General features: G+C 63.7%; 24 protein-coding genes and 1 pseudogene. 12 read left to right on the top strand and 13 right to left on the bottom strand.

Features of this window, described 5'->3' with window-relative positions; genetic code table 11:
• The first annotated feature begins 18 nt into the window (after nucleotides 1-18).
• Nucleotides 19-1,254, top strand: a complete 1,236-nt coding sequence (locus BM279_RS21535) for a multifunctional CCA addition/repair protein (RefSeq protein ID WP_093507220.1) — start codon at nucleotides 19-21, stop codon at nucleotides 1,252-1,254.
• Here the strand turns inward: BM279_RS21535 and folK are convergent.
• Together folK and folB are read right to left on the bottom strand one after the other, a co-directional pair.
• Nucleotides 1,251-1,778: a 2-amino-4-hydroxy-6-hydroxymethyldihydropteridine diphosphokinase gene (gene folK / locus BM279_RS21530; RefSeq protein WP_093507218.1), complete on the bottom strand. Its 528-nt coding sequence runs from the start codon at nucleotides 1,776-1,778 to the stop codon at nucleotides 1,251-1,253. The two genes, BM279_RS21535 and folK, sit on opposite strands and share 4 nt — an antisense overlap.
• Entirely contained in the window at nucleotides 1,769-2,125 is a 357-nt protein-coding gene (gene folB, locus BM279_RS21525) for a dihydroneopterin aldolase (RefSeq protein ID WP_093507216.1), read from the bottom strand. Before folB ends, folK begins: the two co-directional genes overlap by 10 nt.
• A 74-nt stretch (nucleotides 2,126-2,199) precedes the next feature.
• Here folB and plsY point away from each other — a divergent pair, with 74 nt between their 5' ends.
• A complete protein-coding gene (gene plsY, locus BM279_RS21520; protein WP_093507214.1) occupies nucleotides 2,200-2,769 on the top strand; it encodes a glycerol-3-phosphate 1-O-acyltransferase PlsY in 570 nt (189 codons plus the stop codon).
• 254 nt (nucleotides 2,770-3,023) lie between these two features.
• Here plsY and tsaD read toward each other — a convergent pair whose 3' ends face one another.
• Complete coding sequence (tsaD, locus tag BM279_RS21515; RefSeq protein ID WP_093507211.1) at nucleotides 3,024-4,049, bottom strand: tRNA (adenosine(37)-N6)-threonylcarbamoyltransferase complex transferase subunit TsaD; 1,026 nt, start codon at nucleotides 4,047-4,049, stop codon at nucleotides 3,024-3,026.
• Between the two features lie 203 nt (nucleotides 4,050-4,252).
• On the opposite strand from tsaD, the gene rpsU reads away from it, so the two are divergent.
• The 3 genes from rpsU to rpoD all read left to right on the top strand — a co-directional run bounded on the left by rpsU (nucleotide 4,253) and on the right by rpoD (nucleotide 8,493).
• The gene (gene rpsU, locus BM279_RS21510; protein ID WP_003290642.1) at nucleotides 4,253-4,468 is read left to right on the top strand and encodes a 30S ribosomal protein S21; all 216 of its coding nucleotides are present in this window, start codon (nucleotides 4,253-4,255) and stop codon (nucleotides 4,466-4,468) included.
• A 130-nt stretch (nucleotides 4,469-4,598) separates the two neighbouring features.
• Nucleotides 4,599-6,578 carry a DNA primase gene (dnaG, locus tag BM279_RS21505; protein WP_093507209.1) on the top strand — a complete coding sequence of 660 codons (1,980 nt, stop codon included), beginning with the start codon at nucleotides 4,599-4,601 and terminating at the stop codon, nucleotides 6,576-6,578.
• Between the two features lie 67 nt (nucleotides 6,579-6,645).
• On the top strand, nucleotides 6,646-8,493 hold the full coding sequence (gene rpoD, locus BM279_RS21500) for an RNA polymerase sigma factor RpoD (protein ID WP_093507207.1): 1,848 nt from the start codon (nucleotides 6,646-6,648) through the stop codon (nucleotides 8,491-8,493).
• Between the two features lie 165 nt (nucleotides 8,494-8,658).
• Here the strand turns inward: rpoD and yjiA are convergent, their stop codons facing one another.
• The 3 genes from yjiA to BM279_RS21485 all read right to left on the bottom strand — a co-directional run bounded on the left by yjiA (nucleotide 8,659) and on the right by BM279_RS21485 (nucleotide 11,983).
• A complete protein-coding gene (gene yjiA, locus BM279_RS21495; protein ID WP_093507205.1) occupies nucleotides 8,659-9,624 on the bottom strand; it encodes a GTPase in 966 nt (321 codons plus the stop codon).
• 84 nt (nucleotides 9,625-9,708) lie between these two features.
• Nucleotides 9,709-9,912, bottom strand: a complete 204-nt coding sequence (locus BM279_RS21490) for a YbdD/YjiX family protein (protein ID WP_013793040.1) — start codon at nucleotides 9,910-9,912, stop codon at nucleotides 9,709-9,711.
• Nucleotides 9,902-11,983: a carbon starvation CstA family protein gene (locus tag BM279_RS21485; protein ID WP_093507203.1), complete on the bottom strand. Its 2,082-nt coding sequence runs from the start codon at nucleotides 11,981-11,983 to the stop codon at nucleotides 9,902-9,904. Before BM279_RS21485 ends, BM279_RS21490 begins: the two co-directional genes overlap by 11 nt.
• 249 nt (nucleotides 11,984-12,232) lie before the next feature.
• On the opposite strand from BM279_RS21485, the gene BM279_RS21480 reads away from it, so the two are divergent.
• The 5 genes from BM279_RS21480 (at nucleotide 12,233) to BM279_RS21460 (ending at nucleotide 18,160) form a co-directional block, all read left to right on the top strand.
• Nucleotides 12,233-13,606: a cache domain-containing protein gene (locus BM279_RS21480; RefSeq protein ID WP_093507201.1), complete on the top strand. Its 1,374-nt coding sequence runs from the start codon at nucleotides 12,233-12,235 to the stop codon at nucleotides 13,604-13,606.
• Complete coding sequence (locus tag BM279_RS21475; RefSeq protein WP_093507200.1) at nucleotides 13,603-14,229, top strand: response regulator; 627 nt, start codon at nucleotides 13,603-13,605, stop codon at nucleotides 14,227-14,229. The genes BM279_RS21480 and BM279_RS21475 overlap by 4 nt, the downstream gene beginning before the upstream one ends.
• A 76-nt stretch (nucleotides 14,230-14,305) precedes the next feature.
• A complete protein-coding gene (locus BM279_RS21470) occupies nucleotides 14,306-14,677 on the top strand; it encodes a PilZ domain-containing protein (RefSeq protein ID WP_093507198.1) in 372 nt (123 codons plus the stop codon).
• Between the two features lie 131 nt (nucleotides 14,678-14,808).
• Nucleotides 14,809-16,005 carry a DUF3142 domain-containing protein gene (locus BM279_RS21465; RefSeq protein WP_093507348.1) on the top strand — a complete coding sequence of 399 codons (1,197 nt, stop codon included), beginning with the start codon at nucleotides 14,809-14,811 and terminating at the stop codon, nucleotides 16,003-16,005.
• On the top strand, nucleotides 15,992-18,160 hold the full coding sequence (locus BM279_RS21460) for a hypothetical protein (protein ID WP_093507196.1): 2,169 nt from the start codon (nucleotides 15,992-15,994) through the stop codon (nucleotides 18,158-18,160). The genes BM279_RS21465 and BM279_RS21460 overlap by 14 nt, the downstream gene beginning before the upstream one ends.
• A 7-nt stretch (nucleotides 18,161-18,167) precedes the next feature.
• Here BM279_RS21460 and BM279_RS23450 read toward each other — a convergent pair whose 3' ends face one another.
• Complete coding sequence (locus BM279_RS23450) at nucleotides 18,168-18,341, bottom strand: hypothetical protein (RefSeq protein WP_167363188.1); 174 nt, start codon at nucleotides 18,339-18,341, stop codon at nucleotides 18,168-18,170.
• Between the two features lie 107 nt (nucleotides 18,342-18,448).
• Entirely contained in the window at nucleotides 18,449-19,816 is a 1,368-nt protein-coding gene (gene radA / locus BM279_RS21455) for a DNA repair protein RadA (RefSeq protein ID WP_027904895.1), read from the bottom strand.
• Nucleotides 19,817-19,953: 137 nt separating this feature from the next.
• Here radA and BM279_RS21450 point away from each other — a divergent pair, with 137 nt between their 5' ends.
• The gene (locus BM279_RS21450) at nucleotides 19,954-20,439 is read left to right on the top strand and encodes a GNAT family N-acetyltransferase (RefSeq protein WP_093507194.1); all 486 of its coding nucleotides are present in this window, start codon (nucleotides 19,954-19,956) and stop codon (nucleotides 20,437-20,439) included.
• Nucleotides 20,440-20,576: 137 nt separating this feature from the next.
• Here BM279_RS21450 and BM279_RS21445 read toward each other — a convergent pair whose 3' ends face one another.
• The gene (locus tag BM279_RS21445; protein ID WP_075932254.1) at nucleotides 20,577-20,813 is read right to left on the bottom strand and encodes an HP1242/YdcH family protein; all 237 of its coding nucleotides are present in this window, start codon (nucleotides 20,811-20,813) and stop codon (nucleotides 20,577-20,579) included.
• Between the two features lie 221 nt (nucleotides 20,814-21,034).
• On the bottom strand, nucleotides 21,035-21,289 hold the full coding sequence (locus BM279_RS21440) for a DUF465 domain-containing protein (RefSeq protein WP_093507190.1): 255 nt from the start codon (nucleotides 21,287-21,289) through the stop codon (nucleotides 21,035-21,037).
• 282 nt (nucleotides 21,290-21,571) lie between these two features.
• On the opposite strand from BM279_RS21440, the gene mscL reads away from it, so the two are divergent.
• Nucleotides 21,572-21,985: a large-conductance mechanosensitive channel protein MscL gene (mscL, locus tag BM279_RS21435; protein ID WP_013793052.1), complete on the top strand. Its 414-nt coding sequence runs from the start codon at nucleotides 21,572-21,574 to the stop codon at nucleotides 21,983-21,985.
• A gap of 63 nt (nucleotides 21,986-22,048) precedes the next feature.
• On the opposite strand, the gene BM279_RS21430 is transcribed toward mscL, so the two are convergent.
• From BM279_RS21430 to BM279_RS21420, 3 genes and pseudogenes are all read right to left on the bottom strand, one after another.
• Complete coding sequence (locus BM279_RS21430; RefSeq protein ID WP_093507188.1) at nucleotides 22,049-23,611, bottom strand: TerC family protein; 1,563 nt, start codon at nucleotides 23,609-23,611, stop codon at nucleotides 22,049-22,051.
• Between the two features lie 312 nt (nucleotides 23,612-23,923).
• Nucleotides 23,924-24,697: a ferredoxin--NADP reductase gene (locus tag BM279_RS21425; RefSeq protein WP_093507186.1), complete on the bottom strand. Its 774-nt coding sequence runs from the start codon at nucleotides 24,695-24,697 to the stop codon at nucleotides 23,924-23,926.
• Between the two features lie 352 nt (nucleotides 24,698-25,049).
• Nucleotides 25,050-25,307: pseudogene (locus tag BM279_RS21420) on the bottom strand (aldehyde dehydrogenase (NADP(+))); the annotation flags it as partial.

Raw genomic sequence — 25,307 nt, 5'->3', positions numbered from 1 at the left:
CGCATGACGGAGACTTCTATGCAAATCTACAAAGTCGGTGGTGCCGTGCGCGACCGCCTGCTCGGCCGCCCGGTGACCGAGATCGACTGGGTGGTGGTCGGCGCCACGGCAGACACCCTGCTGGAGCAGGGCTATCGCCCGGTCGGCGCTGATTTTCCGGTATTCCTGCACCCGCAATCGGGCGAGGAGTACGCCCTGGCCCGCACCGAACGCAAGAGCGGGCGCGGCTATGGCGGCTTCACCTTTCACGCCAGCCCCGAGGTGACGCTGGAGGAGGACCTGATCCGCCGCGACCTGACCATCAATGCCATGGCAGAAGATCAGCAGGGCAACCTGATCGACCCCTACGGCGGCCAACGCGACCTCCAGGCCAAGCAACTGCGCCACGTTTCGCCTGCCTTCGCCGAAGACCCGCTGCGCGTGCTGCGCGTCGCCCGCTTCGCGGCCCGCTACGCGCCACTGGGCTTCAGCGTGGCACCCGAGACGCTCGAGCTGATGCGCCAGTTGGCCGAGTCCAGCGAGCTGGATGCCCTGACCCCGGAACGCAGTTGGAAGGAGATTTCCCGGGCACTGATGGAGCCTCGCCCGGACGTTTTCATTCAGGTACTGCGCGAGTGCGGCGCCCTGGCCGCCATGCTGCCGGAGGTCGACCGGCTGTTCGGCGTGCCCCAGCCCACGGCCCATCATCCGGAAATCGATACCGGTGAACATGTGTTGGCGGTACTGCGCCAGTGCGCCAGGCACGAGCAGCCACTGCCCGTGCGCTGGGCCTGCGTGCTGCACGATGTCGGCAAGGGGCTGACCGATCCCGCCGAGTGGCCGCGGCATATCGCCCACGAGCACCGTGGCATCGCACTGATCGAGGCGATCAACAAACGCTGCAAGGTGCCACGGGAATGCCAGGAGCTGGCCGAGCTGGTCGGCGAATTTCACACCCACGCCCACCGCGCTCTGGAGCTGCGTGCTTCGACGTTACTGGAGCTGATGCAGCGCTTCGACGTGTTCCGTCGCCCACAACGCTTCGAGGCCTTCGTGGCGGCCTGTGAAATGGATGCCCGGGGTCGTCATGGCTTGGAGGATCGTGACTATCCCCAAGCGGCCTATCTGCTGGCCGCCATGGCCGCGGTACGCGAGGTGGCCGTGCAACCACTGCTGGAGCGCGGCTACAAGGGCGCAGAGCTGGGTGAGGCGCTCAATCGTGAGCGCCTCACCGCGCTGAAAGCCTTCAAGCAGGCCAGCGAGAAAACCCGTTAAGGCGAAGGTAGAAGCTCGGGCGGCGTCAGCTCCACGCCGCGCCATTGGAACGAGACCGGCCATAGCTGCTGCTCGATTCGCGCGTCTCGCCAAAGGTCGGCAAAGCGCCGGCCTGCGCCCGGATGTTCGGCCTCGGGCACCAGCAAGGCCAGCGGCCGCAGCACGAAGGCATTCTTGAGGATTTCCGCCCGGGGCAGCACCAGGCCATCGAAATTGCCCACCAGCTCGCCATAGGTCAGTACGTCGATATCCAGCGGCAGGCCCTTGCGATCTGGCGCATAACGACCGTTGTCGGCCTCGATGAATTTCAGCCGCCGATCCAGCTCGGTCAGCGGCAGCGCCGTGCGCCCGGCGATCACCAGGTTGAAGAACGGGCCGCTCTTGATGCCCACCGCCAGGCTTTCGAAGACCGGCGAGCAGCGCATGTCGGTGACGATTTCGGCCAGAGCATCGAGCCCGGCGCGCAGGTGCGCCTCGCGCTCGATATTGCTGCCCAGGCCCAACAGGATTGGCGTTAGCGACATCCGCGCTCGATCTCCACACCGACACCACCACGGGCCGCCGGCACAGCGCCCGGCTTGGTCACACGCAAGCGCACCCAGGGAATGCCGAATTCGCTCATCAGCAGCGCCACCAGGCGCTCGGCGAAGGTTTCCACGAGGATGAACTGGGATTCGCTGGCGAAAGCCTGGATGCGCGTCGACAGCGTGGCGTAATCCAGGGCCTTGCTGAGGTCATCGTCCAGGGCAGCCGGACGATTGTCCCAGCCCAGCCACAGATCCAGCTGCAGGCATTGGCGGATGGTGCGCTCCCAGTCGTAGGCACCGATGACGGTGTCGACTTCCAGCCCTGCGATAAACACTGTGTCCAAGCATGCTCTCCACGGCACGACAAGCTCGCCGCACCTCGTTAGAATCGGCCATCCCCCGGCGCGGAATGGATACCATGTTTTGGTTACTGGCGACCCTCGCCTACCTGCTCGGCTCGCTGTCCTTCGCTATCCTGCTCAGCCGCATGACCGGCCTGGCAGACCCGCGCGCCAGCGGTTCGGGCAACCCCGGCGCCACCAACATGCTCAGGGTGGCGGGCAAACGCCTGGCCATTCTCACGCTGATTGGCGATCTGTTCAAAGGTTTGCTGCCGGTACTGATCGCCGCCTACCTCGATTTCACCGTTCAAGAGCAGGCCTGGCTGGGCTTGGCCGCGGTGATCGGTCATCTCTACCCAATCTACTTTCGCTTTCGCGGCGGCAAGGGCGTCGCCACGGCAGCCGGCATGCTGCTGGGCCTCTACCCACCGGCCGCGCTGCTGGCCCTCGGCGCCTGGCTGCTGACCTTCACCCTGACCCGCACCAGCTCCCTGGCGGCTCTCACCGCCGCGCCCCTGACGCTGCCGCTGCTGGCCTGGCAACAACCAGCGGCGCTGCTGCCGATGTGCGTGCTCAGCGGGCTGATCGTCTGGCGCCACCGCGGCAATCTGCGTGATCTGTGGGCGGGCCGCGAGCGGCATTTCTAATCTGGACTCAACCACTACACTAGACAGTAGGGTGAATCGGAGCGCGTAGCTGACGCTTCACCTACGCGGCCCGCCCCATCCACCAGTCCGCGGTCGCAATGGTGGATGGAAAAAGCGTCATCCACCCTACGTACTATCCGTGGGAACGGGTAACGCCCGTGACTTTCCGCGGGCATGGTCCACTCCCACAATGGATCAGTAAGCGGCTGCTTTTGCCTTCTAGTCGCCCTTTCACTCGCACGTCACCAATACCGTCACAACGCCGGCAACTGCTCCATCGGCCAACGGGCCTGCACGGTGATCGCCAATTCCTCATGCTGCCCGGCCAGCAAACGCTGGCAGCCGGCGTAGGCGATCATCGCGCCATTGTCGGTACAGAATGCCGGACGCGCATAAAACACGTTGCCCTTCAGCGCTGCCGTCATGTCTTCGAGCGACGTGCGCAGGGCGCGGTTGGCGCTGACCCCTCCGGCGATCACCAGGCTGTTCAAGCCAGTCTGCTTGAGCGCGCGGCGGCATTTGATGGTCAGCGTCTCGACCACCGCCAGCTGGAAGGCCAGCGCCACGTCGCAGCGAGACTGTTCGCTGTCGTCACCGCTGTCCTGGCACTGCTGCCAGGTATTGAGGGTGAAGGTCTTCAGGCCGCTGAAGCTGAAATCCAGGCCCGGGCGATCGGTCATCGGTCGCGGAAACACGAAACGCCCCGGAATGCCGCGTTCGGCGAGGCGGGCGATTTCCGGGCCACCGGGGTAACGCAGGCCCATCAGCTTGGCGGTCTTGTCGAAGGCTTCGCCGGCCGCGTCGTCCAGGGACTCGCCGAGCAACTGGTACTGGCCGATGCCGTCGACGCGCACCAACTGGGTGTGACCGCCCGACACCAGCAGCGCAACGAACGGAAATGCCGGCGGCGTCGACTCCAGCATCGGTGCCAGCAGATGGCCTTCCATGTGGTGCACGCCAATGGCGGGAATGTCCCAGGCGAACGCCAGGGCCTGGGCGCAGGAGGCGCCGACCAGCAGCGCACCGACCAGGCCGGGCCCGGCGGTATAGGCGATGGCGTCGATATCGGTAGCCACGCAGCCCGCCTCGTTCAGCACCTGGCGGATCAACGGCAGCATGCGCTTGACGTGGTCACGCGAGGCCAGCTCCGGCACCACGCCGCCATAGGCGCGGTGCAGGTCGATCTGACTGAACAGCGCGTCGGCGAGCAGGCCGCGTTCACTGTCGTAAAGCGCGACACCGGTCTCGTCGCACGAAGTTTCCAATCCCAGAACCAGCATGGTTTCGCCTTCTCTGCTGCTTGCCCAGCGTAAAAGGCCGGCATGATAATCGCCGCTCGGCGGCCCAGACCAGTGCTTTTCGATCAGAGGCTTTGCATTCCGCTTGACGAGGCGGTAACATCCGCAACCCTTAAAAACCTGTGATCTTTCCGTGCCGTTGCCAGGAAGACACAAACCTCCGGTAATAAAGAAGGTAGCCCTGGATGCCAGCCGTCAAAGTTAAAGAGAACGAACCCTTCGACGTAGCTCTGCGTCGTTTCAAGCGCTCCTGCGAAAAAGCCGGTGTTCTGGCCGAAGTTCGTAGCCGCGAATTCTACGAAAAGCCGACCGCCGAGCGTAAGCGCAAAGCCGCTGCCGCTGTTAAGCGTCACGCCAAGAAAGTGCAGCGCGAGCAGCGCCGCAGCGTTCGCCTGTACTAATAGCGTACACGCAACGCCCGAATGCCCGGCTCGGCCGGGCATCATCGTCAAGAACTCCGCATCGCCTACTGGCGAAATGGCGGAGTTTTTGCGTTTGTGCCGCTACATCTTCTGGACACCCTGAGCGTCTATGGCCGGCCTGATCCCGCAATCCTTCATCGACGACCTGCTCAACCGCACCGACATCGTCGATGTGGTGAGTTCGCGCATCCAGCTGAAGAAGACCGGCAAGAACTACAGCGCCTGCTGCCCGTTCCACAAGGAAAAGACCCCATCCTTCACGGTCAGCCCGGACAAGCAGTTCTACTACTGCTTCGGCTGCGGCGCGGGCGGCAACGCCCTGGGCTTCGTGATGGATCACGACCAGACGGAGTTTCCCCAGGCGGTCGAGGAACTGGCCAAGCGCGCCGGCATGGAAGTGCCGCGCGAGGACAACGGGCGCGGCGGTAAACCTCGCCAGGCCACCGACTCGCCGCTTTACGCGCTGCTCAAGTCGGCTGCCGACTATTATCGCCAAGCCCTTAAAAGCCATCCGCAGCGCCGTGCCGCGGTCGAGTACCTGAAAGGTCGTGGCCTGTCCGGGGAAATCGCCCGGGATTTCGGCCTCGGCTTCGCCCCACCAGGCTGGGACAACCTGCTCAAGCACCTGGCCGGCGACAGCCTGCAGCACAAGGCGATGATCGATGCCGGCCTGCTGGTGGAGAACCCGGACAGCGGCAAGCGCTACGACCGCTTTCGTGACCGAGTGATCTTCCCCATCCACGACAGCCGGGGCCGGGTGATCGCCTTCGGCGGCCGCGTGCTGGGCGACGACAAGCCCAAGTACCTGAACTCACCCGAGACCCCGGTGTTCCACAAGGGCCAGGAACTCTATGGCCTGTTTGAGGCGCGCAAGCACAACCGCAACCTCGACGAGATCATGGTTGTCGAGGGCTACATGGATGTCATCGCCCTCGCCCAGCAAGGCCTGCGCAACGCGGTGGCGACCCTGGGCACCGCCACCAGCGAAGAACACCTCAAGCGGATCTTCCGCCTGGTGCCCAGCGTGCTGTTCTGTTTCGACGGCGACCAGGCCGGGCGAAATGCGGCCTGGCGCGCCCTGGAAGCTGCCCTGCCCAACCTGCAGGATGGTCGCCGCGCGCGCTTTCTGTTCCTGCCAGACGGTGAAGACCCGGATACCCTGGTGCGTAGCGAAGGCACCGATGCCTTCCAGGCCCGCATTCATCAACACGCCCAGCCGCTGGCCGACTACTTCTTCCAGCAACTGAGCGAAGAGGCCGACCCCCGCTCGCTGGAGGGCAAAGCGCACCTGGTCACCCTGGCTGCGCCGCTGATCGACAAGATTCCCGGCAACACGCTGCGCGCCCTGATGCGCCAGCGCCTGACCCAGATTACCGGCCTGGATCCCAGCACCCTGGGCCAGCCGCAGGCAGCGCCGGCACGTCAGGCGAGCGCACCGGCTCAGCAAGGCCACGACCATCACGCACCGCCTTTCGAAGCCATCCCGGACAGCGCCTACTACGACGCGCCGCCAGGCTTCGAGGAGCATGCTGCGCCGGCGCAGGTGTTCGAGCGCCCGACCCGCAAGCCCGGCAAGGGCGAATGGAAAAAGGATGGCGGCAAATGGAAGAAAGGCCGCGACGACTACCATCCACCGCGCACCGCGGTCAGCGTCGAGTCGCCCCATCTGAGCGCCCTGCGCAGCCTGCTGCATCACCCGGAGCTGGCGCAGAAAGTCGAGGATGTCAGCAACTTCGCCGCCGAAGACGACACCTATGCCCAGCTATTGGTGGCTCTGGTTGGCACTCTGCAGAAGCAGCCGAACCTGCGTTCGCTGCAGCTGATCGCCCGCTGGCACGGCACCGAACAGGGCCGCCTGCTCAAGGTTCTGGCAGAAAAAGAATGGCTGATCGATCAGGACAACCTTGAACGGCAGTTTTTCGACACCATAACTACACTTGCCCGTAGCCAGTCGCTCAGGCGACGCGAAACCGCTCTGCGCAGCATCATGCAGAAAAGCCCGAGCGAACTCACCGACGAGGAAAAGGCTCTATTGCGCGAGCATTACAGCAGCCTGAACTCGCCCAGCAAGACCCCAACTGGCGCCTGAGCGCCGAGCTGAGGTATAATCCTCGGCTTGTTTTCAGCCCGCCAAGACCTTAAGTGGATAGGGTGTTATGTCCGGAAAAGCGCAACAGCAATCTCGTTTGAAAGAATTGATCAGCCGTGGTCGTGAGCAGGGTTACCTGACTTACGCGGAGGTCAATGACCACCTGCCCGAGGATATTTCAGATCCGGAACAGGTGGAAGACATCATCCGCATGATCAACGACATGGGGATCAACGTATTCGAGAGTGCTCCGGATGCGGACGCCCTGTTGTTGGCCGAAGCCGACACCGACGAAGCCGCTGCCGAAGAAGCAGCCGCTGCTCTCGCGGCCGTTGAGACCGATATTGGCCGGACCACCGACCCGGTGCGCATGTACATGCGTGAAATGGGTACCGTGGAACTGCTGACCCGCGAAGGCGAGATCGAAATCGCCAAGCGTATCGAAGAAGGTATTCGTGAAGTCATGGGCGCTGTCGCTCACTTCCCGGGCACCGTCGACAGCATTCTCGCCGAATACACCCGCGTCACCACTGAGGGCGGCCGCTTGGTCGAAGTCCTCAGCGGTTACATCGACCCGGACGACGGCAGCGTGCCGGCTGAAGCCGCCGCGCCCGTTCCCGCCGCCTCGGACGACAAGGCCGAAGACAAGGACGATGACGAGGAAGATGGCGACAGCGACGACGAGGAAGAAGAAGGCGATGGCGGTCCGGATCCTGAAGAGGCCCTGCGCCGTTTCACCGCGGTCTCCGATCAGCTGGAAGTCGCCAAGAAAGCGCTGAAGAAGCATGGCCGTGACAGCAAGCAGGCCATCGAAGAGCTGCGCCTGCTGGCCGAGCTGTTCATGCCGATCAAGCTGGTGCCCAAGCAGTACGATGCACTGGTAGTGCGTGTACGCGAAGCCCTGGACCGCCTGCGCGGCCAGGAACGCGCCATCATGCAACTGTGCGTCCGTGACGCCCGCATGCCGCGTGCCGACTTCCTGCGCCTGTTCCCGGGCAACGAAGTGGACCTGGACTGGGCTGCCAGCCTGGCCAAAGGTAAAGCCAAGTACGCCGAAGCCATCGGCAACCTGCAAGCCGACATTCAGCGCTGCCAGCAGAAGCTGATCGCCCTGCAGGACGAAACCGACCTGACCCTGGCCGAGATCAAGGACATCAACCGTCGCATGTCGATCGGTGAAGCCAAGGCTCGTCGCGCCAAGAAGGAAATGGTCGAGGCCAACCTGCGTCTGGTCATCTCCATCGCCAAGAAGTACACCAACCGCGGTCTGCAGTTCCTCGACCTGATTCAGGAAGGCAACATCGGCCTGATGAAGGCGGTGGACAAGTTCGAATACCGTCGCGGCTACAAGTTCTCGACCTACGCCACCTGGTGGATTCGCCAGGCGATCACCCGCTCGATCGCCGACCAGGCGCGCACCATCCGTATTCCGGTGCACATGATCGAGACGATCAACAAGCTCAACCGCATCTCCCGTCAGATGCTGCAGGAAATGGGTCGCGAGCCCACTCCGGAAGAGCTGGGCGAGCGCATGGAAATGCCTGAGGACAAGATCCGCAAGGTGCTGAAGATCGCCAAAGAGCCGATCTCCATGGAAACCCCGATCGGCGACGACGAGGATTCGCATCTGGGCGACTTCATCGAGGACAGCACCATGCAGTCCCCGATCGACGTAGCCACCGTGGAAAGCCTCAAGGAAGCCACTCGCGAAGTGCTGGCCGGCCTCACCGCCCGTGAAGCCAAGGTTCTGCGCATGCGTTTCGGTATCGACATGAACACTGACCACACCCTCGAGGAAGTGGGCAAGCAGTTCGACGTCACCCGCGAGCGTATCCGCCAGATCGAAGCCAAGGCACTGCGCAAGCTGCGCCACCCGACCCGTAGCGAACACCTGCGCTCGTTCCTCGACGAGTAAGGTTTCACGGGAATGAAAAATGCCGGTCACTGACCGGCATTTTTTTCGCCTGCGCTTCGGGGCTCATGGAGCGTCCTTGCCCTCAACCTGAGCCCAGCGAACGCATCCAGCGGCAAGCCACCGGGCAATCCTCGCAACGGTAGATGAGGCGGGCTGTGCGCCAGCTCAGCCCGCCAGCTCGGCGAAGCCCTGACGAATAGCCTCCTCGGGCAGGTTGTCGCCGATGAATACGATCACGCTCTCGCGCTTCTCGTCAGCGCCCCACTCGCTGTCCCAGTCGAAGCCATACAGCCGCAACACGCCCTGAAACACCATGCGCCGGTCTTCGCCGGCGATGCTCAGCACGCCCTTGTAGCGCAGCAGCGAATTGCCGTGCTGTTCCAACAGGCCTTCCATGAAACCGCTGAGGCGATCGAGATCCAGCGGCTGGTCGCCCGTAAGCACCAAGGTGGCGATGCGGTCGCTGCTCTTGCCAGGCAGCACCGGTCGCAGGCTCGGCGCCACGTCGGCATTGAGGTTGAAGCCGCGCACATCCAGCAGCTCGCTCAAGTCGATGCGGCCATGCTCGACCACGCGGATCGGCGCGCGGCGGTTGATGCGCTGCAGCCGTGCGGTAAGCGCTTCACGGGCAGCATCATCGACCAGATCAGTCTTGCTCAGCAGAATGCGGTCGGCGAACCCAACCTGGGCCTGGGCGATGGTTTCCTGCAGATGGCGCTCGGCATTGACGGCGTCCACCAGGGTAATGATGCCGTCGAGCACGTAGTGCTCGCACAGTTCCTCGGTGGCGAAGAAGGTCTGGGCGACGGGCGCAGGATCGGCCAGGCCGGTGCACTCGATCACCAGGCGGTCGAAATCCAGCTCGCCGCTGTCGCGCTTTTCCAGCAACACGAACAGCGCCTTCTCCAGCTCGACATGGATGGAGCAGCACACGCAGCCGTTGGCCAGGGTCATCACCTGCACCGGCTCGCTGCCGAGCAGTTGGCTGTCGATGGGCGTTTCGCTGTATTCGTTCTCGATCACCGCGATCTTCAGGCCGTGCTCGGCCTTGAGGATATGCCGCAACAGTGTGGTCTTGCCGGCACCGAGAAAGCCGCTGAGCACGGTGACCGGAATGGGGGAAAAGGACATGAATGCATTCCTCTGAAAGACACACGCCACGACGAGGCGTGGCGTGTGGTGCTTGAAGCGGGCCCGAAAGCCCACAAGGTGATGTCAGCAGCAGCGGATCGGCCGCCCCTTGCCACCACCATAACGTGCTTCCTGACGCTCGCGGAAGAAGGCTTCGTAGCTCATCACTGGCTGATCCGGATGCTTCTTGGCCATGTGCTCGACGTAAGTGTCGTAGTCAGGCATGCCCACCAGCATCCGTGCAGCCTGACCGAGGTACTTGCCCATCCGGCTGAGATCATTGAACACGGGCAACCTCCGGCGCGTCTGCTGGCAGCGCTTCATAGGTGGCTTCACGGTCGGTACGCAGTTCCTTGCGCCAGGCGGCGCGGCCGACCTTGATCGCATAGAACAATACGCTCAGCACCACGAACAGGAACAGCACGGTGAGCGTGGCGTTGGTGTAGGCGTTGAAGATCACGTGCTGCATCTGGCCGATGTCCTTGGCCGGGGCGATGACCTGACCGGCGTCCAGCGCGGTCTGGTACTTCTTGGCCAGCGCCAGGAAGCCAACGGCCGGGTTCGGGTCGAGCAGCTTGATCAGGCCGGCGGTGGTGGTGCAGATCAGCAGCCAGGTGGCAGGAACCAGCGTCACCCACACGTAGCGCTCGCGCTTCATCTTGATCAGCACCACGGTGCCGAGCATCAGGGCGATACCGGCCAGCATCTGGTTGGAGATGCCGAACAGCGGCCACAGGGTGTTGATGCCGCCCAGCGGATCGATCACGCCCTGGTACAGCAGCCAGCCCCACAGGGCCACGCAGCCGGCAGTGGCGATCACGTTGGCGGTCCAGGACTCGGTTTTCTTCAGGGCCGGCACGAAGTTGCCGAGCAGGTCCTGCAGCATGAAGCGACCGGCACGGGTACCGGCGTCCACCGCGGTGAGGATGAACAGCGCCTCGAAGAGAATCGCGAAGTGGTACCAGAACGCCATGGTGTTCTCACCTGGCAGCACGCTGTGCAGGATCTGCGCGATCCCCACGGCGAGCGTCGGCGCACCACCGGCACGGGCCAGAATGGTGTTCTCGCCGATATCACGGGCGACCGCCTCGAGCTGCTCGGGCGTGATCATGAAGCCCCAGCTGCTGACGGTTGCGGCGACCGACTGAACGTCCGAGCCGACTAGGGCCGCCGGGCTGTTCATGGCGAAGTAGATGCCCGGCTCGATCACCGAGGCCGCGACCATGGCCATGATGGCCACGAAGGATTCCATCAGCATGCCGCCGTAACCGATGTAGCGGGCATGGGTTTCGTTGGCCAGCAGCTTGGGCGTGGTGCCCGAACTGATCAGCGCGTGGAAGCCGGATACCGCGCCACAGGCGATGGTGATGAACAGGAACGGGAACAGGGTGCCCTTCCAGACCGGACCAGTACCGTCGGTGAACTGGGTCAGCGCCGGCATTTTCAGCTCGGGCATGACCACCAGGATGCCGATGGCCAGGGCGATGATGGTGCCGATCTTGAGGAAGGTCGACAGGTAGTCGCGCGGCGCCAGGATCAGCCACACCGGCAACACCGCGGCGACGAAGCCGTAGCCGATCAGCATCCAGGTGATCTGCACGCCAGTGAAGGTGAAGGCCGGGCCCCACACCGGGTCGGCGGCGATCACGCCACCCAGCCAGATCGAGCCGAGCAGCAGGATCACCCCGATCAGGGAAATCTCGCCGATGCGGCCCGGGCGGATGTAGCGCATGTAGATGCCCATGAACATCGCGATTGGGATGGTCGCCATCACGGTGAACATGCCCCAGGGGCTTTCCGCCAGCGCCTTGACGACGATCAGCGAGAGCACCGCAAGAATGATGATCATGATCAGGAAGGCGCCGAAAAGCGCGATGGTGCCAGGGATCTGGCCCATTTCCTCGCGCACCAGCTCGCCCAGGGAGCGGCCGTTGCGGCGGGTGGAAATGAACAGCACCATGAAGTCCTGCACGGCACCAGCCAGCACCACGCCAGCGATCAGCCAGAGGGTGCCCGGCAGATAGCCCATCTGCGCCGCAAGGACCGGGCCGACCAGCGGGCCGGCGCCAGCGATGGCGGCGAAGTGGTGACCGAACAGGATGTGCTTGTTGGTCGGGACGTAGTCCAGGCCATCGTTGTTGAGCACGGCGGGGGTGGCGCGGGTGGGGTCGAGCTGCATCACCTTGGTGGCGATGAACAGGCTGTAGTAGCGGTACGCGACGAGGTAGATCGCCACGGCAGCGACGACGATCCACAGGGCGTTGATCGATTCGCCGCGGTTCAGCGCCACGGTGCCTAGCGCGAAGGCGCCCAGCAACGCGACCGCAAACCAGGCGATATGACTGGCCATTCTGGTCATTTGGACATCTCCGGTCGCGGGCCTTAACCCACGACACTCATTGTTATTGTTGTGCTCTGTTACAAGAGCCCCGCAACTATCCATATAAGTACGCTTTGCAGTAATTCGCAAAACTACCCACGGCCCTCTACGTAGAACTACGTAGAAGCATGCAGATCCCGTCAACCGGGCCCTGCGCCTTTGTGTATGCTCTGCCCGCCGTCCATCCGCCGCGGGGCTGCCTGCCCCGGCACGCAGCCCGGAGTGCCCATGCAACTCAAGCACAAGATCGTCGCCCTGAGCCTGCTGCCCATGCTCCTGGCCGTGGCAGTGGTGTGCCTGCTGGTGCTGATCCAGAACCAGCGCCTGGGTAATCAGCAGGCCCAGCTGATCGAGCACAGCATCCTCGGCAGCAAGCAGGCCGAGCTGCAGCACTATGTGGAAATGGCCATGAGCACCATTGCACCTCTGTACGACAGCGGCCGCGACGACGAGGAAACCAAGCGCCAGGTGCTGGCCCTGCTGCAACGCATCAATTTCGGCAGCGACGGCTACTTCTTCGTCTACGACCGCAACGGCAAGAACCTCATGCACCCGCGCCAGGCCACGCTGGTGGGCAAGGATTTGTGGAACATGACCGATCCCCATGGCCTGCTGGTGATCCAGGCACTGATCCGCAGCGCCACCGAAGGCGACGGTTTCCAGCGCTACGCCTGGCAGAAACCCTCCACCGGCCAGGTCGCCGAAAAGCTCGCCTACGTGACACAGCTCGACCGCTGGGGCTGGATGCTCGGCACCGGCATCTACCTGGAAGACGTCGACAACGCCATTGCCCAGGTTCGCCACGACGTCGGCAGCGGCATTCGCACCACCATGCTGGCCATCGCCATCGTCGCGCTGATCGCCGTGCTGCTGGTGTTCGCCAGCGGCCTGACCCTCAACGTCAGCGAACACCGCCTGGCCGACCGCAAGCTGCAGCAACTGACCCAGCGCATCATCACCTCCCAGGAAGAGGAGCGCTCGCGCCTGTCCCGTGAGCTGCACGACGGCATCAGCCAGTTACTGGTGTCGATCAAGTTCAAGTTCGAGCTGGCCGCTCACGAACTGGACGCCGGCAAGGCCAGCGCCGCGCAGACCCTACGCCAGGGCATCGAGCGCCTGGCGGGGGCGATTGGCGAGGTGCGGCGCATCTCCCACGACCTGCACCCCTCACTACTCGACACCCTCGGCCTGGCCTCGGCGATCGGCCAGCTGGCCAGCGAGTTCGAGCAACGCAGCGGCCTGCGCGTTGCCTATGAAAACAGCCTGGGCGACACGCGCCTGAGCGACGACATGAACGTGGCGCTATTTCGCATCCTCCAGGAGGCGCTGACCAATATCGAGCGCCATGCCCGGGCCAGCCAGGTGACCATCCAGCTGACCGGCAACCCGCGGCGGGTCAACCTGCGCATCAGCGACGATGGCACCGGCTTCAGCCCACGCCAGGCCGAGCAGAGTGGCGGCATCGGCCTGCGCAACATCCGCGAGCGGGTGGAGCATTTCGGCGGCGACTTCAGCATCGCCTCCACGCCCGCTGGCACCGTTCTGACCATCGCCCTGTTACTCTCCGCCAAAGCGCCACAATCCCGGACTGAGCACGCATGAAGACCATCCGCATCGCCCTCGTCGACGACCACATTCTGGTGCGCGAAGGCATCCGCACCTTGCTGTCGATGGTCGAGCATTTCGAGATCGCCGGTGAAGCCGGCAGCGGCAGCGAGGCGCTGGAGCTGGTGGCCCGTGAGCAGCCGGATATCCTGTTGATGGACATTGGCCTGAAAGACATCAACGGCCTGGAGCTGACCGGCATCATCAAGAAGCGTCACCCGGCCACCAAGGTGCTGATCCTCAGCATGTACGACAACCAGGAATACGTGAGCAGCTCGCTGCGCATGGGCGCCTCGGGCTATGTGCTCAAGGAGGCGCCGTCCCAGGACATTATCTCGGCCATCGACGTGCTGGCGGTCGGCGGGCGCTTCTACAGCGGCGACGTGGCCCACAAGCTGGCCCAGGAAGAAACCGAGGAAGGCGAGCTGACTCCGCGCGAACGCCAGGTGCTGCTGATGATGGCCCAGGGCCTGAACAACAAGGCCATGGCCCGCGAGCTGGCGATCAGCGTGCGCACCGTGGAAACCTACCGGCTGAACATTCGCCGCAAACTGGATATCGAAAAGCCCGCCGACCTGGTCAAACACGCCATGGAGCACGGCTGGTCACCGCAAACCTGACGCCAGCTTTCGCGCAGTCGGCGACGCCGCCGCGCGGCTTGGCTATAGTGGGCTAAACCAATAGAGGACAGCTTCCATGAGTGACAACCACGAACGTCGGCGCTTCCAGCGCATCGCCTTCGACGCGCCCGCCGAGATCGTGCAGGGCGAACAGAGCTGGCAAGTGGAGTTGCATGACATCTCCTTTCGCGGCGTACTGGTACGCCGGCCCTGGAACTGGGAAGGCGAAGCCGGCCAGGATTACCTGCTGCGCATTGCCCTCGATGACAACCTGCAAGTGAGCATGCAGGTCGAGCTGGTACACCGTGAAGAGCGCGTGCTGGGCTTTCTCTGCCACCACATCGACCTGGACTCCATGAGTCACCTGCGCCGCCTGGTGGAACTCAACCTGGGCGACGAAACCCTGCTTGAACGCGAGTTGGCCGCCCTCTGCGAAGACGATAACTGACTCCTCCCATCCAGAGCGACGATTCGCCGAGCCGGTGACCTAGCAAGGCCTGGCTTGGCAAAATCAGCGCGCAGCAAATGCGGGCCAGGCGTATCGTATGCACCGCCCCGCTGCGCGACGATACCGACTGTATGCATCGATCCCTCTGCTGTTTGTGCCTGTCGCTGCTGGCGCTGCTGGCGCTGCTTTGCGCTGCCTGCTCGCCACCGCCTCCGGCACCGCTGGAGCAGCAGGTCTATATCTGGCAGCGGCAATGGCAACCCTCACATCGTCAGGTGCTTACGCAGAGCAAGAGCGACTTCACCGTCTTACGCGTGCTCGCTCTGCAGTTTCATCCCAAGGCAGGCTGGGCCAGGGCCTATCCCGACCTGCAGCAACTGATCGCCGACGGTCGCCCGGTAGTGATGGTGATACGGCTCGACGGACAATTGCCGCAAGCAGATCAGGCGCAGATTCTCGGCCAAACAGCCAGCCTGCTGGCTGAATGGCAAGCCAGCGGGGTCAATCTGCAAGGTGTGGAAATCGATCACGACTGCGCAAGTGCGCGGCTGCCCGCCTACATGGACCTGCTAGCAGCACTGCGCGCCGTGCTGCCCACCAACCTCGCGCTGAGCATCACCGCCCTGCCTACCTGGCTGAATAGCCCGCATCTGGAAGCCCTGCTACATCAAGTCGATAGCTCGGTGCTGCAGGTTCATGCCGTCAACGATCCACGCGATGGCCTGTTCGACCCACAGCAGGCAAAACGCTGGGCCGATGCCTACGGCAAGCGCAGCGAAAAACCCTTCCTGCTCGCGCTCCCCGCCTATGGCGTCGCCGTGATCGAGGCATCACGACAAGTCGAGAGCGAAGCCCCACTGGATGTGAGCGGAAGGCGCCGCGAACTGCTTGCAGACCCGCAGCAGGTCGCCAACCTTCTGACCACCCTAGACGAGTGCCGCCCGGAAAAGCTGCGTGGCATCATCTGGTTCCGCCTGCCGCTGCCAGGTGACCGACGCGCCTGGCCGCTGGCGACGCTGCAAGCGGTTATACATGGGCAGCCGTTGAACGCCTCGATCACCGTGGACGTGAACCAAGCCGGCCCGTTGCGTGAGTTGACGCTGGTGAGCAAAGGTAATCGCGACGTCGACCTTCCAGCGCGCGTCAGCCTGGCTGGCAGCCACTGCGAAGCAGCCGACGCCGTCGCCGGCTATCGCCTGGAACGAGGCGAAAGTGGTCCGGTATTCGTTCGCAAACAACCCGCCCGTCTCGCGGCAGGGCAACGCCAGGCACTGGGCTGGGCACGCTGCAGCCTGTTCGAGCAAGGAGCAATTCATGTTTCACCCTGAGTGGCAACGCCGGCTGCTAGGTATCGGCGTTGGCATGGTGCTACCGCTGTCCCCGGCCATCGCTTGCGGACCCGACTTCCCCTATCTGCTGCTCAATGATCGCCAGAACACTCTGGCGCAGCTGCCCGAAGGCAGCTTCACACAGGAGATTCGCAAACTTGGTGCGACGATTCCCGGCCTGGGCGGGGCCAGTGAAGCGACACTGCCGCAGTACTGGGGCACCAACGACCGCCTGCCGGATCAGCGTGACGAGGTGGAAAAAGCACAGTTGCCGGACGGCGTCTTCGAGCGTATTCAGCGACTGCGCGCACTCACCGACGCGGCCGAGGTAGAACGCCAGGGCGTCGAGCTGCCGGCCGAGCTGCGCCTTTACACCGCTGGCGCTGTGGCCTTCACCCAAGGCGACCACCGGCAGGCCGCCGAGTACTTCCAGCGCGTACTGGCCTTGCCGGCCGAGCAACGCAAGTTGCGCAGCACCTGGGCGGCCTACTCCCTTGGTCGTAGCCTGGCGTTCATGACCGGCGAGGCCTCCGACACCATCGATCCCGAGCTGCCGCAGCGGGCGACCGCGGCTTTCGAGCAGACGCGTAAGCTGGCGATTGAAGGTTTCGACGATCCGCTCGAGCTGGCCATTGCCAGCCTCGGCGAACAGGCACGACTGAGTCTGCAGGCAGGCGCATGGAGCCAGGCCATCGCCCTCTACGCCAGCCAGGCCATCCATGGCTCCAAAACCGGCAGCAGCTCATTGCGCGAGGTCGGCGCAACGCTCGCTGCCATGGATGATCAACACCTGCTGCCGCTGCTGCAACAGCAGGCGGTGCGGCAATTACTCAGCGCCATGCTGCTGGCCGGCATCCAGCATTCGTCACTGCCCGCAGAACGCCTGCTGAAGCTGATTCAGCAGACGGGCATCCAGCAGTTGGACGACGCCGACCGCCTAGCTGCCATCGCTTACCGCGAAGGGGATTACACCACAGCTCAGCGTTTTCTCGAGCGCGCTGCCGATAGCGGCCTGACCTGGTGGCTACGAGCCAAAATGGCGCTGCGCGCTGGCGACAGCAAAGCCGCCAGCCAGGCCTATGCCGAGGCGGCCAAACGCTTTCCGGACGACGAGAACTGGGGTTGGCGCCGTAACGGCAACTGGCTGAACGAAACCCTGAAGCCCAAATGCCGTATCGAAGGCGAGTCGGCGATTCTCGCACTCGAGCGTGGTGACTATCTGCAAGCCTTCGAACAGCTTTATCGCAGTGGTGATCTCTACTGGGAGGACGCCGCTGCCGTGGCAGAGCGCGTACTGACCACCGATGAACTCAAAGGCTACGTCGACAGTCACGTCACCAGCACCCCGGAGCCTGCCGACGGCGAACCTTGGAATTACTGGGACCGCCCGCCGGCCTTGCGCCTGCGCGAGCTGCTGGCGCGCCGCCTGATGCGCGACGGCCGTTATGACGAAGCACGTGGTTACTTCACCCAGGCCGGGCAACAGCAGGCCGCAGCGGACTACCAGCAGGCACGCCAGCGTACACAAAGCGCGTGGACCGATATCGGCCGCGCCGAGGCCTATTTCGAGGCTGCCAGCATCCTTCGCCACCAGGGCATGGAACTGCTGGGCTACGAACTGGGGCCGGATAACTACGTTTATGCAGGCAACTACCCCGAACGCTACAACAGCGCACAGGTGACTCCGGACACAGGCCCGGTTGATACGGGTGGCCTGCTATCGGTAGCCGAGGCGCAGCGCTGGAACGCCACTGCAGCCGAACCCTATCGGCGCTTTCATTACCGGTGGATAGCGGCAGATCTGGCCAGCAGCGCGGCGGATCTGCTGCCGGAACGCAGCCAGGCGTTCGCCAGCACCTTGTGTGCGGCCACCGACTGGATGATCAATGTCGATCCGCAACGTGCACAGAGCTACTACCGGCGTTACGTTGAGCATGGCGCGCTGCGCCTGCCGCCAGCTCCGGCCTTCGTGTTCGGCGTGGGCGCCTGCGAGACGCCTGATTTCCAGGCAGCGCGCAAGCGGCAATGGATCGAGCGCGGGCAAACCGTCACTCAAGCCGTACGCGAATACCGGGGTGCGCTGGCTGCACTCTCGCTAGCAGTTGTCGGCATCGCCATCTACTGGCGACGCCGTGCCAGGAAAGCCACTGCGTGAGGGTCGCTCAGTGGCGGATACCAAAATCGCAGCAGGCCGCATCGGCCTCGCGACGACGGGCGCGACGGGCTTTCACCACACGCGGCAGCAAATCCAGAAGCGGCTGACGCTTGCGCTCGACGCCCAGGCGGTCGACGTGGGAAGCACTGGATTTGGCGATGATGTCGTAGAACAGCAGCATGATGGCGACTCCTCTGTGGGTACGCCTTCATCCTGCGACTGCCGCCCTGCCCCGCCATTGACGCGGATCAATAGCCGCCGGAGGCCCATAGCGGCAGAACGCCGCAGCTACTCGAACAGTGCGTCGAGGGCCTGCTCCAGGCGCGTCACGGCGACCACCTGCAAGCCGGGCGGCGACTCCTTCGGCGCATTGGCCTTGGGCACGATGGCGCGTTTGAAACCGTGCTTGGCGGCTTCTTTCAAACGCTCCTGACCGCTGGGCACCGGGCGAATCTCGCCGGAAAGGCCGACTTCGCCGAACACCAGCAAGTCGTGGGGCAGCGGCCGGTTGCGCAGGCTGGAAATCACCGCCGAGATCAGCGCCAGGTCGGAGGCAGTTTCCAGCACCTTCACGCCGCCGACCACGTTGAGGAACACATCCTGGTCATAGGTGGGAATGCCGCCATGGCGGTGCAGCACTGCGAGCAGCATGGCCAGGCGATTCTGATCAAGCCCAAGCGTCACCCGCCGTGGGTTGGCCATATGGCTGGTGTCGACCAGCGCCTGCACTTCCACCAACATCGGCCGGGTGCCTTCCCAGGTGGCCATGACGATGCTGCCCGGCACCTCTTCCTGGGCGCGGGTGAGGAAGATCGCCGAGGGGTTGCTGACTTCCTTGAGGCCCTTGTCGGTCATGCCGAACACGCCTAGCTCGTTGATCGCGCCGAAGCGATTCTTCACCGCGCGCAACAGGCGCAGGCGGCCATCGGGATCGCCCTCGAAATACAGCACGGTATCGACCATGTGCTCGAGCACCCGCGGGCCGGCCAGGGCGCCCTCTTTCGTCACGTGACCGACCAGGAAGATTGCCGTGCCGCTCTGCTTGGCGAAGCGCACCAGCAGCGCCGCACTCTCGCGCACCTGGGCGACGCCGCCGGGTGCGGACTGCAGTTGCTCGGTGAAGATGGTCTGGATCGAGTCGATCACCATCACCTTGGGCTTTTCATGGCGGGCGGTGGCGATGATGCTTTCGATGCAGGTCTCGGTCATCACCTTGAGCTTGTCTTCCGGCAGGCCCAGACGCCGGGCGCGCATCGCCACCTGCTGCTGGGATTCCTCGCCGGTGACGTACAGCGCCGGAAACCGCTGGGCGACGTTGCACAGGGTCTGCAGCAGGATGGTCGACTTGCCGATGCCGGGGTCGCCGCCGATCAGCACCACCGAGCCGTCCACCAGGCCGCCGCCGAGCACGCGGTCGAGTTCGCCGGACGCGGTGGAAAAGCGCGCAACTTCCTCGACGCTGACTTCGGCCAGGGTCTTCAACTGCGCCTGCTGCCCGGCCCAGCCGGTTCGCCCGCTGGGCGCCGCAGCGCCGCCGGCTTCGATCATGGTTTCGGTGAGGGTGTTCCAGGCGCCGCACTCGCCGCATTGCCCGGCCCACTTGGGAAAGGTCGCGCCGCACTCGGTGCAGCCGTACAAGCGTTTGGCCTTGGCCATGGGAGTCGTCCTGCCTGATCAATCGTGGCCGAAACGATACCGAACAACTGGATAAATTTACAGACCTGCGCATGCAGGCTATCGACGGCGCACCGGCCAGGTCGATAATACGCCGCTCCCCTGCCCCGAGACCCATGATGTCCATCGAACTGATTCCCGCCAGCGCCGAGCTGCTGCCGCTGATCCGCAACCTCTACCAGTTCTATGCCTACGAATCGTCGGGCTGGGAGCAGGAAGACGTCGAGGTCGACGGCCGCTTTTACGTGCACGAGCCGCATCTGCAGCGCTACTGGCAGGACGAAGGCTGGAGCGCCGGGCTGATTCTGGTCGACGGTTTCATTGCCGGTTTTCTGCTGCTGGAGGCCTGTGAGGACCAGCGCCTGGCCGACATGGAATTCGCCGACCTGTTTCTGCTCAAGAAATACCGGCGCCTGGGCATCGGCCGTGCGTTGCTGCAGCAAACGGTCAGCGACGGGCGCCGTTGGCTGGTTTGTTGTTACGAGCAGGATGAGCTGGCGAGCGCTTTCTGCCGACAGATGCTGAGCGAGCTGCCATTCGTGGTGCGTAAGCAGGAAGACGACGGCGCTGAACCGGGGCTGCAACGATTCGTGGTGCAGGCCTGAAGGTTGACGGCTAGCAATAAAGAAACCGGGTTACGCCTGCGGCTAACCCAGGCTACGCAAAAACTCGTAGCCTGGCGTTGAGCGCAGCGATACCCAAGAATCCGTCACGCATCGCTACACCCAATACCGACTGAGGCTCAGCGTTCGGTGAGCTCCTGCACGATCTTGTCCTTGAGCAGCACCCGCTCGCGGCGCAGGCGGCCCAGGGTTTCGTCATCGAAGGACTGATTGCCGGACTCGAGCTCGACGATGCGTTTGTCCAGGTCCTGGTAGCGACCCACCAGGCCATCGAAACCCGGATGGCTCTTGCGACGCTCGGTCAGGGCGTCGCCGAACTCACGAAATTCTTCGCGCAGATTGTGCTCGGCGGTCATGGGTCGCTCCTCTATGGTGGGGTGGTGATCCATTGACCTTAGCGCATGTTCACGATCTGCTGCGCGTCGGCGCTCCTGCGTTAAAAACAAGCTCGGAATGCTCATTTACCACTCGTAAACTCCGCTTCCTCGCTTGTTTTTGCCTTGGATCGCTCTAGCTCGCGAGATCGTGAATAAGCTCTTCGCCCATCACCACCGACACGCCCGCCCGACGAGTTGCATCAACCGTCGCAGTGGTTGCCGCAGTTGCAACATTCACCGCGCGCCTTGCGCTGCTGACGCGCCAGATCCTCGCGCAAACCGGAGCGGCGCAATTTCAGGGCAGCCAGGCTTAGCCCGTCAGGCCGCTCCAGGCCATTTTCAATCCGGACGATACGCCGGTCGACATCGTCGTGCTGCTCCACCAGCGCCGCATAGGCGGGGTTACCGTGCAGCCGCGCGGCGGTGTCGGATTGGGCGGAATAGTCGATATGCATGGCCAGGCTCCTAAAAATGATGTGGCCACTCTAATCAGGTGGAAGACCCTTGCCGTTGATCCTCGTCAACCGCGCAAAGCGCCAGGCCACCGCTGGTCGTCCGTGCGCAAAGCACCAATGCAGAGCGCTGCAGCGAACCGGCTTGTATCAACTTCCGGTAATAAATTCGGACAATGCCGCGACCTGGGGGTCACAAACCTAACGCCAGCCGAACGCCAATCATGGCAGACCGCTAGCGGTGCTTTACACTTCAGCGCACCAAACAGATCCAGGGGGTTACACATGAGCATCATCAACGAATTCAAGGCCTTCGCGGTCAAGGGCAACGTCGTCGACATGGCGGTCGGTATCATCATCGGCGCGGCCTTCGGCAAGATCGTCTCGTCCTTCGTCGGCGACGTGATCATGCCGCCCCTGGGGCTGCTGATCGGTGGAGTGGACTTCTCGGACCTGGCCATCACCCTCAAGGCCGCCGAGGGCGATATCCCGGCCGTGGTGCTGGCTTATGGGCGCTTCATCCAGACGGTGATCGACTTCATCATCATCGCCTTCGCGATCTTCATGGGCGTCAAGGCGATCAACCGCCTCAAGCGCGAAGAAGCCGCCGCGCCTTCGGTGCCGCCAGCGCCGAGCACCCAGGAAGTACTGTTGACGGAAATCCGCGACCTGCTCAAGAACCAGCAGCACAAGGATTGATCGGGCAGCAGAGCAGCAAAGAAAACGGCGCCTCCAGGGCGCCGTTTTCATGTCCAGCTCAGGTCACGCAGCCGACTCGCCGCCCGGCTTGAGCAGTACGCGGGTGATGCGCCGTTCCTTGACCTCGATCACCGTCAGCTCCCAGCCCAGGTACTCGACCTTGTCACCGATCAGCGGCAGGCGGTCGAGCAGGCTCATGGCCAGGCCGGCCAGGGTCTGGTAATCGTCGGTCGGCTTGGCTGCGAAGTTCATCCGCTCGCGCAGCACCGCCAGATTGACCGCACCGTTGACCCGGTAGCCGCCGTCCACTTCCTCGACATCCGGGCCATCCACTTCGCTGGCGTCCGGCAGCTCGCCAGCAATCGCTTCGAGGATGTCGGTCAGGGTCAGCAGGCCTTCGAAGCCGCCGAACTCGTTGACCACGAAGGCCACGTGGGTCGAGCCCTGGCGCATCTGCTCGAGCGAGCTGAGCACGCTGGAGCTGTCCGGCAGGTTGATCGGCGCCCGCACCAGGCTCTCGATATCCGGCTGCTGGCCCTTGAGCAGTTCCTTGAACAGCTCCTTCTTGTGGATGTAGCCCAGGGGCTCGTCGCGCGTTTCGTTGCGGATCACAACCAGACGCGAGTGCGGCGAGTCGAGCAGCGCCTGCTGGATCTTCTCAGGGGCGTCGTCGAGGTTGATGCAGTCGACTTCCATGCGGTCGGTCATGACCTTCTGGATCGACAGCTCGGCCATGTTCAGCACGCCGCTGATCATCACCCGCTCACGACGGTCGAACAGCGCAGTTTCACCCTGCTCGCCCTCGAGCATGTCGGCGATGTCCTCGCCGACCTCATCGGCCTGTACCTTGCCGCCGAGCATGCGCATCACCGCGTGGGCGGTGCGGTCACGCAGGCCGCGCTGGCCCTGCAGGCTGCGCTTGCGGCGCGAGCGGGCGACCTGGTTGAACAGCTCGATGAGGATCGAGAAGCCGATGGCGGCGTACAGGTAACCTTTCGGGATGTGGAAGCCCAGGCCCTCGGCGGTCAGGCTGAAGCCGATCATCATCAAGAAGCCCAAGCACAGCATGATCACCGTCGGGCGGGCGTTGACGAAGGCGGTCAGCGGCTTGCTGGCGACGATCATCAGGCCAATGGAGATGATCACCGCGATCATCATCACTTCCAGGTGCTCGACCATGCCGACGGCAGTGATCACCGCATCCAGCGAGAACACCGCGTCGAGCACGATGATCTGCGCCACCACCGGCCAGAACTTGGCGTAGGTGCGCGAGCCACCGGGCTGGTGCACGCGGCCTTCGAGGCGCTCGTGCAGCTCCATGGTGGCCTTGAATAGCAGGAACACACCACCGAACAGCATGATCAGGTCACGCCCGGAGAACGACTTTCCGAACACCTCGATCAGCGGATCGGTCAGCGTCACCAACCAGGCCATGCTGGCCAGCAGGCCCAGGCGCATGATCAGCGCCAGACTCAGGCCAATCACCCGCGCGCGATCACGCTGCTCGGGCGGCAGCTTGTCAGCAAGGATGGCGATGAACACCAGGTTGTCGATGCCCAGAACGATTTCCAGGACGATCAGGGTCAACAGGCCAAGCCAGGCCGTCGGATCAGCGATCCATTCCATTTAGTGTGTAGCTCTCTCTAGGGGAAAACAGAGACGGCCGAACGCGGCGCGCATGCAGGGCGCAGGCGCGTGAAGTCTCGGCTGTCGGGAAGGATGCGCAGCGCTTTGCTGCACGGTGGGCGCGCGCCGGGCGGCGCTGCCTTTGGGAAGCGCCCTCGTCCGTAATGGCGAGGGCGGTCGACTACTGTCGCTGTCCATGAAGACCGGATAATGGGAAACAGACCCCGCAATCTACTGGAGCGCGAGTCACACCGAAAGCGGCAAGTTTGTAACCGTGCTTTACATGCCTGGCCAGCACGCCAGGCTACGGCCTTACCAGTAGTTTTCCACAGCGACCTGGCCGGGCCGCCGGGTCAGGCTGAGGTTCATGTTGCGCGTCTTCAGGCACTGGCGGATGTCGTCGATCATCTGCGGGTTGCCGCAGATCATCACCCGCGAATGTTCGGGGGTCAGCTCAAGACCGGCGGCACGCTCCAGCTCGCCGTTTTCGATCAGCTGGGTAATGCGCGCGTTCAGGCAACCGGGCGCCTGCTCGCGGGTGACCACCGACACATAGGTGAGCTTGTGGGTGTACTCGGCCAGATGCTCCAGTTCGGCGAAGCCGTGGATCATGTCCTGATAGGCCAGCTCGGCCAGGGTGCGCGCGCTGTACACCAGCACGATGCGCTCGAAGCGCTCCCAGATTTCGAAATCCTGCAGCATCGACAGGAACGGAGCGATGCCGGTGCCGCTGCCCAGCAGCCACAGGTCGCGGCCATCGACGAAGCGATCCAGGGTCAGGTAACCGGTGGCCATCTTCTCCACCAGCAGGGTGTCGCCGACGCGCAGGCGGCTCAGCTCGCTGGTGAACTCACCGCCGGGCACCACGATGGAAAAGAACTCCAGATGCTCGTCGTGGGGCGCCGAAACCAGCGAATACGCACGCCAGACCACCGAGCCATCGGCCTTCTCCACGCCCAGGCGCACGAACTGCCCGGCGCGAAAGCGAAACCCGGCATCGCGGGTGGTGCGCAGGGTGAACAGCGTGGGCGTGAGGGTCTGTACGTCGAGAAGGGTCTGGCGGGTGAATTTGTCTTCGCTACTCATCGGCGGCTCCGTCTGGGCTCATCGGCCTAGTGTCGCGCAAAGCGGCTGCTGGAAACACCGGTAAAGATCAGGGAGAACGGTTGGGCGAGATCGCTGGGTGCACGGTTTCGATGTGATTGGTGGATAAGCTTCGCGTTATCCAACCGATGGGCGATGCACGGTGTCGCTTCGCTCAACACGGGCCACGGCAGAGGGCATTTGCGCGGTTCTCCTGTGGGAGCGCGCCATGCGCGCGAATCACGGGCATGGCCCGCTCCCACACCGATGACTACCTGCACCGATCACGTCCGATCCACCGCCCACAAAAAAACCGACCCGGAGGTCGGCTTTCTCGTCGCAGCGAAGCGGGCGCTTACAGCGCGTCGCGGCTGCTGGCGCCATCCACCAGACGGGCGATCTGCAGCGGGTTGGCGTTCTTCAACGCGTCAGGCAGCAGGGCGTCCGGGCAGTTCTGGTAGCACACCGGGCGCAGGAAGCGGTCGATGGCCAGGGTGCCGACGGAGGTGCCGCGAGCATCGGACGTCGCCGGGTACGGGCCGCCGTGCACCATGGAGTCGCAGACTTCCACGCCGGTCGGGTAACCGTTGAACAGCACACGGCCGACTTTCTG

This window comes from Phytopseudomonas straminea (assembly GCF_900112645.1).
GTDB lineage: Bacteria > Pseudomonadota > Gammaproteobacteria > Pseudomonadales > Pseudomonadaceae > Aquipseudomonas > Aquipseudomonas straminea.
This window is presented reverse-complemented; position numbering and strand designations above follow the sequence as displayed.